The organism is Terrabacter terrae (assembly GCF_039529575.1).
GTDB classification, from domain to species: Bacteria; Actinomycetota; Actinomycetes; order Actinomycetales; family Dermatophilaceae; genus Terrabacter; species Terrabacter terrae.
Genome location: NZ_BAAANB010000021.1, coordinates 601,153 through 609,026 on the forward strand (window position 1 = coordinate 601,153; position 7,874 = coordinate 609,026).

8 protein-coding genes are annotated in these 7,874 nt (G+C 71.5%); 4 read left to right on the plus strand and 4 right to left on the minus strand.

What is annotated here, in order from left to right; genetic code table 11:
• Positions 1 to 10 precede the first annotated feature (10 nt).
• From ABD194_RS12945 to ABD194_RS12955, 3 genes are all read left to right on the plus strand, one after another.
• Positions 11 to 895, plus strand: coding sequence for a RecB family exonuclease (locus ABD194_RS12945; protein WP_343991948.1), 885 nt, complete (start codon positions 11 to 13; stop codon positions 893 to 895).
• 134 nt (positions 896 to 1,029) lie between these two features.
• Positions 1,030 to 1,869 (plus strand): ParA family protein, encoded by an 840-nt coding sequence (locus ABD194_RS12950; protein ID WP_343991950.1) that lies wholly within the window; start codon positions 1,030 to 1,032, stop codon positions 1,867 to 1,869.
• 114 nt (positions 1,870 to 1,983) lie between these two features.
• On the plus strand, positions 1,984 to 3,030 hold the full coding sequence (locus ABD194_RS12955; protein WP_343991952.1) for an NAD(P)-dependent alcohol dehydrogenase: 1,047 nt from the start codon (positions 1,984 to 1,986) through the stop codon (positions 3,028 to 3,030).
• A 198-nt stretch (positions 3,031 to 3,228) separates the two neighbouring features.
• Here ABD194_RS12955 and ABD194_RS12960 read toward each other — a convergent pair whose 3' ends face one another.
• Positions 3,229 to 3,801 carry a pyridoxamine 5'-phosphate oxidase family protein gene (locus tag ABD194_RS12960; protein WP_343991954.1) on the minus strand — a complete coding sequence of 191 codons (573 nt, stop codon included), beginning with the start codon at positions 3,799 to 3,801 and terminating at the stop codon, positions 3,229 to 3,231.
• 288 nt (positions 3,802 to 4,089) lie between these two features.
• On the minus strand, positions 4,090 to 5,820 hold the full coding sequence (locus ABD194_RS12965; protein ID WP_343991956.1) for a DEAD/DEAH box helicase: 1,731 nt from the start codon (positions 5,818 to 5,820) through the stop codon (positions 4,090 to 4,092).
• Between the two features lie 254 nt (positions 5,821 to 6,074).
• Here ABD194_RS12965 and ABD194_RS12970 point away from each other — a divergent pair, with 254 nt between their 5' ends.
• The gene (locus tag ABD194_RS12970; RefSeq protein WP_343991958.1) at positions 6,075 to 6,806 is read left to right on the plus strand and encodes a ferritin-like fold-containing protein; all 732 of its coding nucleotides are present in this window, start codon (positions 6,075 to 6,077) and stop codon (positions 6,804 to 6,806) included.
• Positions 6,807 to 6,966: 160 nt separating this feature from the next.
• On the opposite strand, the gene ABD194_RS12975 is transcribed toward ABD194_RS12970, so the two are convergent.
• Together ABD194_RS12975 and ABD194_RS12980 are read right to left on the minus strand one after the other, a co-directional pair.
• Positions 6,967 to 7,233, minus strand: coding sequence for a GlsB/YeaQ/YmgE family stress response membrane protein (locus ABD194_RS12975; protein ID WP_343991960.1), 267 nt, complete (start codon positions 7,231 to 7,233; stop codon positions 6,967 to 6,969).
• A 230-nt stretch (positions 7,234 to 7,463) separates the two neighbouring features.
• The gene (locus ABD194_RS12980) at positions 7,464 to 7,736 is read right to left on the minus strand and encodes a GlsB/YeaQ/YmgE family stress response membrane protein (RefSeq protein WP_343991962.1); all 273 of its coding nucleotides are present in this window, start codon (positions 7,734 to 7,736) and stop codon (positions 7,464 to 7,466) included.
• Positions 7,737 to 7,874 lie beyond the last annotated feature (138 nt).

Consider the following 7,874-nt stretch of genomic DNA (forward strand, 5'->3'; position numbering starts at 1 on the left):
GGGTGGCGGCGTGACGACGGGAGCCGCTGAGCAGACGACCTTCGCCGGCATGCCGACACCGCTCTACTCCGGATCCCCGTCGCGGCTGCTCGCCTGGCTCGACTGCCCGCGCCGCTACCGCATGCAGTACCTCGACCGTCCCCGTCCCCAGGCGCGCCCGCAGCGCGCGCACACCTCGGTCGGCATCGCGACCCACAACGTGCTGCGCGACTTCTGGGACCTGCCCGCCGGGCAGCGCACCCCGGCGGGTGTCGCCGAGCTCGTCCGCACGTCGTGGATCGATGTGGGCTTCCGCGACCCCGAGCAGTCCGCCGCCTGGCGCCTGCGGGTGCGCGACGCCGTCACGGACTACCTGCGGCGCAGCGAACGCGACAACCAACCCGTCGGCATCGAGCGCAGCGTCTCGCTCAAGACCGAGGCCGTGGCCATCAGCGGCCGCATCGACCGCCTCGACGACCGGGACGGCGAGCTCGTCGTCGTCGACTACAAGACGGGCCGCCAGGTGCCCACCGACGACGACGCCCGCACGTCGCTGCCGCTCGCGTTGTATGCCGTCGCGGCCTCCCGGATGTTCCGCCGGCCCTGCCACCGGGTCGAGCTGCACCACGTGCCCTCGGGCACGATCGCCTCGCACGAGCACACCGACGAGTCGCTCGGGCGCAAGGTCGCCGAGGCCGAGTCGATCGCCTCGGACCTGCGGCGTGCCGACGCGGACTTCAAGAAGGTCGGCGTCGAGTCGATCCGGTTCCCTCCGCGCACCTCCGCCATCTGCTCGTGGTGCGACTTCCGCGCGCACTGCCACGAGGGCCAGCAGATGGGGCCCGAGAAGTCCGACTGGGCCGGCCTCGAGCCCGCGGGCTACGACTCCACCGTTCCGAGCCGCACCGGAGCCTGAACCAGCCGCCGCGACGCTGCTGCGTCGCCGCGCAACGAGTGCCCGCCCAGCGGCGTGTCGAGTCCGTCACGTGACGTGCGTGGACCGGTCCTGCCGAGTCCGTCGCGGCCACCGGACCTGACAGACTGGGACCCATGGCGCCCCGCACCCGCACGAGCGACAGGTCCACCGCCTCCACCACCCCCAGGGGCACCAGGACGGCGACGCCCGAGACCCGCCCGACGGTGATCGCGCTGGCCAACCAGAAGGGCGGCGTCGCCAAGACCACCTCCGTCGCCAGCATCGGCGCGGCCCTCGCCGAGCAGGGCAAGCGCGTGCTCCTCGTCGACCTCGACCCCCAGGCGTGCCTGACCTTCTCCCTCGGAGTCGACCCCGACACGGTGGAGCGCTCGGTGCACGACGTGCTCACCGGCGGGGCCGAGCCCGGGGACATCGTCGTCAGGTGCGAGGAGGGTGTCGACCTGCTGCCCTCGGCCATCGAGCTCGCCGGCGCCGAGGCCATGCTGCTGCCCCGGCCCGGGCGCGAGTACGTCCTGCGCACGGCGCTGGAAGGCGTCGACACGGCATACGACATCGTCCTGCTCGACTGCTCGCCGAGCCTCGGCGTGCTGACGCTCAACGCGCTCACGGCCGCCGACGCCCTCATCATCCCGATGCCCTGCGAGATGCTCAGCCACCGCGGGGTGGGGCAGCTGCTCGACACCGTCGCCGACGTGCAGAAGATCCTCAACCGCGACCTCGAGGTCTGGGGCATCCTGCCGACGCTCTTCGACGGGCGCAGCAACCACGCGCGCGAGGTGCTGGCCGACGTGGGGGAGCGCTACGACCTGCCGGTGCTCGAGCCGCCGATCCCCAAGACGGTGCGCTTCGCGGAGGCGCCGGCCGTCGGCCGCTCGATCCTCGCCACGGCGCGGTCGTCCAAGGGTGCCCAGGCCTACCGGGACGTGGCGGCGGCCCTGCTCGCCCGGCTCTGAGACGCCGGCGGGACTCGCTCACCCGGTCGGAAAATCACGAAGGTGGGGAATGAACCGCGGTGGGGAGGCGCTGGACCTGAGAGCGTCGCCAACCCACCACGAAGGAGACACCCCTTGATTTCCACGCCTGCACTGGTCGCACCGAGCGCCGGAGCCCCCTTCGAGGCCCGCACCGTCGAGCACCGCGACCTGCGCGACGACGACGTCCTCATCGACGTCAAGTTCGCCGGCATCTGCCACAGCGACATCCACCAGGTCCGCGAGGAGTGGGGCAGCGCGCACTTCCCCATGGTCCCCGGCCACGAGATCGCCGGTGTCGTCTCGGCCGTCGGTGACGGCGTCACGAAGTACAAGGTCGGCGACCGCGTCGGCGTCGGCTGCATGGTCGACTCGTGCGGCGAGTGCGAGTTCTGCAAGAACGGCGAGGAGCAGTTCTGCTCCAAGGGCGCCGTCATGACCTACAACGGCAAGGGCTACGACGGTGAGCCGACCAAGGGCGGCTACGCCCAGCAGGTCGTCGTCTCCGAGCGCTTCGCCGTCGCCATCCCCGACGGGATCGAGCTCGACGTGGCCGCGCCGCTGCTCTGCGCCGGTATCACCGTCTACTCGCCGCTCAAGCGTTGGGGCGCCGGCCCGGGCAAGAAGGTCGCCGTCATCGGCCTCGGCGGCCTCGGCCACATGGCCGTCAAGCTGGCTGCCGCCATGGGCGCCGAGGTGAGCGTGCTCAGCCGCACCGACGCCAAGAAGGAGGACGGCCTGGCCCTCGGCGCCACGAGCTACCACGCCACCGGCGAGGACGGCGTCCTCGACAGCCTGAAGAGCTCCTTCGACCTCATCATCAACACCGTGAGCGCGGACCTGCCGATGCAGGCCTACATCGGTCTGCTCCGTCCGCTCGGCGTCATCGCCAACGTCGGGCTGCCTTCGGGCAACTACGACTTCGCGCCCGGAGCCGTTGTCGGCCGCAGCCGCGTCGTGGCCGGATCGAACATCGGCGGCATCCCCGCCACGGCGGAGATGCTCGAGTTCTGCGCCGAGCACGGCATCGGCGCGACGATCGAGAAGATCTCGGCCGACGAGGTCGACGCCGCCTACGACCGCGTGGTCGCCGGTGACGTGCGCTACCGCTTCGTCATCGACACCGCGACGATCGCCTCCTGATTCCAGCGCCCCGACGAGGGCGTATGCGTCCGGCCGGGTCCCCAGCGGGGCCCGGCCGTTCGCGTCCCCGCCGCCAGGTCGACCGGCCGGATCGGGTGACCGGATCGGGTGGCCGGAACCGCCTCAGGAGCCGGTTCGATGGGTTCGGTCCGGTCGGTTGGACCGCCCCGTTGCCGTCGCTCGCGGCGCCCCGGTCGCTCAGCTCGGGTCGGCGGGAGCGGGCGCTGCGACGTCGAGCGCCGGCAGCCCGTCGATGGACTTGGCGTTCTTCCTGGCTCGATACGACGCCAGGCCCTCCTCGCCGCGGTTGCCCGCCCATCGGGTGAGCAGGTCGCGGTCGCCGTCATGGGTCATCAGGGGGACGGCGTAGCCGCAGGAGTCGGAGACGCGCTCGACGTCGACCACGACGATGCCTCGGGCTCCCGGGTGGTCGGTGAAGAGGGAGCGGCGCTCGTCGAACTCGGGCTGCCCCAGCTCGAGGTAGCGCCCGGTGCCGTGCAGCCGCACCACGTTGGGCGGGCCCTGGAAGGCGCAGAACATCACGGTGACCCGACCGTTCTCGCGAAGGTGCGCGACCGTCTCGGCACCGCTGCCCGTCAGGTCGAGGTAGGCCACGCGGTGCTCGTCGAGGACCGCGAACGTGCCCGCCATGCCCTTGGGTGAGACGTTGACGTGACCGTCGGCGGCCAGGGGCGCCGTGGCGACGAAGTAGACGTGCTGCGCCTCGATGAACGAGAGCAGGCGCTGGTCGATGCCGTCGTGAAGCTTCATGGGAGGTCTCCTGGGGGCCGCGTCTGCGACCAGCCTAGGGAGGCTTCCCTGCCGCGTCCCGGACCCGGCCACGGCGTGGACTGCTCGTGCCCGACCGCCAGGTCGTCGATTCCGCCGGAGTGCTCCACGTCGAGCCGCGGCGGAGGCAGACAGAAGGCCCTGGCGGCACACCGTGTGGTCTGCCGGCCAGGGCCCTTCTGAGGCTGTCTCAGGCGGTCTCAGGCGTGCTGGTCGACGTGGAGGCGGGACCCGCGACCTCGCGGGTCACTCGCGCGTCACTCGCCCGGGTCACTCCGACGCCGTGGCCGCAGCCCCGGCTGCGGCGCTCTCGCCACGACCTGCGCCACCGCGACGGCGGCGTCGCGGGCGGCGCGATCCGCCGTCGTCCGAGGAGTCCCCGGCAGCAGCCGGCGACTCCTCGCCACCGGTCGCGCCGGCGGCACCGGCGGCCGCAGCCCCGGCACCACGCGTACGCCGGCGGTTGCGGCTGCGACGGGGACGGCTCTCGCCGTCCTCGGAGGAGGGGCCGTCGGTCTCCGCCGAGGCGGTGTCCGCGCCACGGTCCGAGCGCGAGCGCCCACGGCGGCCCCCGTCGTCGCCGCGACCAGCACCACGACCAGCACCCTGTCCTGCGCCGCGACCGTGGCGCTTGCCCGTCTCGCCCAGGTCCTCGATCTCCTCGGCGCCGAGACCCGCGAGCTTCTGATCCGAGCGGCGCAGGCGGCCCTTGGCGTCGGTGGGGATGTCGAGGTCGGAGAAGAGGTGCTCGGAGCTGGAGTAGGTCTCCTGCGGTTCCGGGATGCCGAGGTCGAGGGCCTTGTTGATGAGCGCCCAGCGGTGCAGGTCGTCCCAGTCCACGAAGGTGACCGCGACACCGGTGTTGCCGGCACGCGCCGTGCGGCCGATGCGGTGCAGGTAGGTCTTCTCGTCCTCGGGGCACTGGTAGTTGATGACGTGCGTGACGTTCTCGACGTCGATGCCGCGGGCCGCGACGTCGGTGGCGACGAGGATGTCGACCTTGCCGTTGCGGAAGGCGCGCAGCGCCTGCTCCCGAGCGCCCTGGCCGAGGTCGCCGTGGATCGCTGCGGCTGCGAAGCCGCGCTCGACGAGCTCCTCGGCGACCTTGGCGGCGGTGCGCTTGGTGCGGCTGAAGATGATCGTCAGGCCGCGGCCGTTGGCCTGCAGCATGCGCGAGAGCATCTCGACCTTGTCCATCGCGTGCGCCCGGTAGACGAACTGCTCGACCGCCTTGACGGTGTGGGCGTTCTCGTTCTCGTCGCCCATGGCGCGGATGTGCGTCGGCTGGGACATGTAGCGGCGGGCCAGGGCCACGATGGCGCCGGGCATCGTCGCGGAGAAGAGCATCGTCTGCCGGGAGGCCGGCGTCAGCGACATGAGGGTCTCGACATCGGGCAGGAAGCCGAGGTCGAGCATCTCGTCGGCCTCGTCGAGCACCACCGTGCGGGCCTGCGACAGGTCGAGGTGGCCCTGCTTGGACAGGTCGATGAGGCGCCCAGGGGTGCCCACGACCACCTCGACACCGGTCTTGAGGGCCTCGATCTGCGGCTCGTAGGCGCGGCCGCCGTAAACGGTGAGCACCCGGATGCCGCGTCCCTTTCCGGCCCGCTGCAGGTCGGCGGCCACCTGGACGGCGAGCTCGCGCGTCGGTGCGACGGCGAGCGCCTGGGGCTTGCCGGGCCGCTTCAGCGACTCGAAGCCCGCGTCGCCGGGAGCCACGACGCGGTTCAGGATCGGCACGCCGAACCCGAGCGTCTTGCCGGTGCCGGTCTTGGCCTGGCCGATGATGTCGTGGCCGGCCAGGGCGACGGGCAGCGTCATGGCCTGGATCGGGAACGGGTGGACGATGCCGCTCTCGGCGAGCGAGGCGACGATGTCGGGGTGGACGTCGAAGTCGGCGAACGTCAGCTCGGGGGCATCCGGTGCAGCAGCTGCGGCGGGCACGTCGGGCGCGTCGGTGGCGACCGCCGCGTCGACGGCGGTCTCGTGGGGCTGGGTCATGGGCATCTCTCGATCGGCACGAGCACCCCGGCTGTGCGGGAGCTCAGTGGCGCGTGACGGGCCGATCGGAGACTGTCAGGGACGGTGGGTGGCTCTCGCACCTGCTTCTCGCTGCGTGCGGGCTCCACCGGTGCGCGGTTGGACTCCGCGAGCACCATCTGGGCAAACCATCGGGCCGACCGGGCACCGAGTTGTCCCTACCAGTCTACCGGCATGCGGGTCGAAGCCCCGAACTCGTTCACTAGATTGTGTGCATGAGCGACGAAAGGACGCCCGTGACCACCAGCGAGAGCGGTCGGAGCGGTGAGATCGGTGAAGGGACGGACCAGCCCGGCTACCTCGCGGCCGTCACCGACCTGCTCGGCGCGCTCGCGTACGGCGAGCTGCGGGCCTTCAGCCAGCTCGCCCGGGATGCCGACCTCGCGCCAACCCTGCGCCACAGGTCGGCGCTCGCCACGCTGGCGGCGCACGAGCTGAAGAACTACGCGGTGCTCACCGAGCGGCTCCAGTCGCTCGGCGTCGAGCCGGAGACGGCGATGGAGCCGTTCGTGCCGGCGGTCGACGCCTTCCACGAGCGCACGAGTGCGTCGGACTGGCTCGAGGGCCTGGTCAAGGCCTACGTCGGCGAGGGCATCGCGCAGGACTTCTACCGCGAGATCTCCCGGTACGTCGACGACGCCACCGGCTCCCTCGTGGTGAGCGTCCTGGAGGACACCGGTCAGGCCGACTTCGCCGTCAGCGTCGTGCGCGAGGCCATCGCCGCAGACCCCCGGCTGGCGGGCCGGCTCGCGCTGTGGGGCCGGCGCCTGGTCGGCGAGGCGATCACGCAGGCCCAGCGGGTCGGGGTCGAGCGCGACGCGCTCGCCAGCATCCTCGTCGGGGCGCCGGGACGCGCCGGTGCCGACCTCGCCGAGCTCGGCCGCATGTTCGTGCGGCTCACCGACGAGCACTCGCGGCGCATGGAGCGCCTCGGCCTGTCCGCCTAGCCCGGCCGTATGCCGTGCCGCCGGCCGCCCCGCGAGGGGACCTTTCGCCCGGGCGGAGCCGACGGCATACGCGCTCGTGCTGGGCGGGAGACGGCGAGCCGCACACGACGAAGGGCCCGACCGTGTGGTCGGGCCCTCCGTCAGGCAGCTCGGCGAGGCGTCACACCGACTTGTGGCTCATGCGGCCGTAGACGACGATCAGGATCGCCGCGACGATCGCACCCAGGATCAGCGGGATCCACGCGATGCCGCCCGAGGAGTTCGAGTAACCCAGCTGGCGGACGACGAAGGTCACGATGACGTTGGCGACGATGCCGATGAGGATCGTCATGACCAGGGAGATGTTCTGCTTGCCGGGGAGGATGAGTCGACCGAGGGCACCGATGATGGCACCCACGACGATGGCCGCGATGATTGTTCCGATCATGTGACGCTCCTTCTGGCCACCGCTGGGGCGACCGACTGGTCCGCAAGGGCTGCGGACACTTCATTGCGACGAGATAAATGTCCCACCGCGAGGGGTTGGAATGGTGGACGTGGCGGGTTGCATTTCCATATGGATCCGCCGTCCGGGGCACGAAGGTGGCGAAGCAGACCCAGGCGGGCGCCCCGGCGAGGCGGCCTGGCCTGCACGGACTCAGCGGGTGTCGGCGGCTCTCAGCGGGTCTGGCGGTTGCCGGTGATCATGCCGTAGCCGACGATGAGCGCTGCGGCCACGACGACACCGATGAGCCCGGAGATCCAGTCGATCCCCTTGGTGTCGCTGACCCCGGTGGCCTTGTAGTAGATGAACGCACCGATGAGTGACCCGATCGCGCCGAGCACCACGGTGAGAAGGACGCCCATGTGCTGCTTGCCGGGCAGCACCAGCCGTGCGAGCGGTCCCACGATCGCACCTGCCACCAGGGCGGCCAGGACGGTTCCGATCATTGTGTGCGCTTCCTCCTTCGTGCCCAGCTGCGGGCGACAGCGTGCCGGTGGTCCGGCCCGCTCGCTGACCATGTACCCGCATCCCACGTCGGTGCCACACCTGTCACGGAGAGTTTCTCGCGGACACGACGAAGGCCG

Coding starts and splice junctions, on each gene's coding strand:
- ABD194_RS12950 (WP_343991950.1), top strand. CDS start 1,030: ATGGCGCCCCGCACCCGCACGAGCGACAGGTCCACCGCCTCCACCACC.
- ABD194_RS12960 (WP_343991954.1), bottom strand. CDS start 3,801: ATGAAGCTTCACGACGGCATCGACCAGCGCCTGCTCTCGTTCATCGAG.
- ABD194_RS12965 (WP_343991956.1), bottom strand. CDS start 5,820: ATGACCCAGCCCCACGAGACCGCCGTCGACGCGGCGGTCGCCACCGAC.
- ABD194_RS12970 (WP_343991958.1), top strand. CDS start 6,075: ATGAGCGACGAAAGGACGCCCGTGACCACCAGCGAGAGCGGTCGGAGC.
- ABD194_RS12975 (WP_343991960.1), bottom strand. CDS start 7,233: ATGATCGGAACAATCATCGCGGCCATCGTCGTGGGTGCCATCATCGGT.
- ABD194_RS12980 (WP_343991962.1), bottom strand. CDS start 7,736: ATGATCGGAACCGTCCTGGCCGCCCTGGTGGCAGGTGCGATCGTGGGA.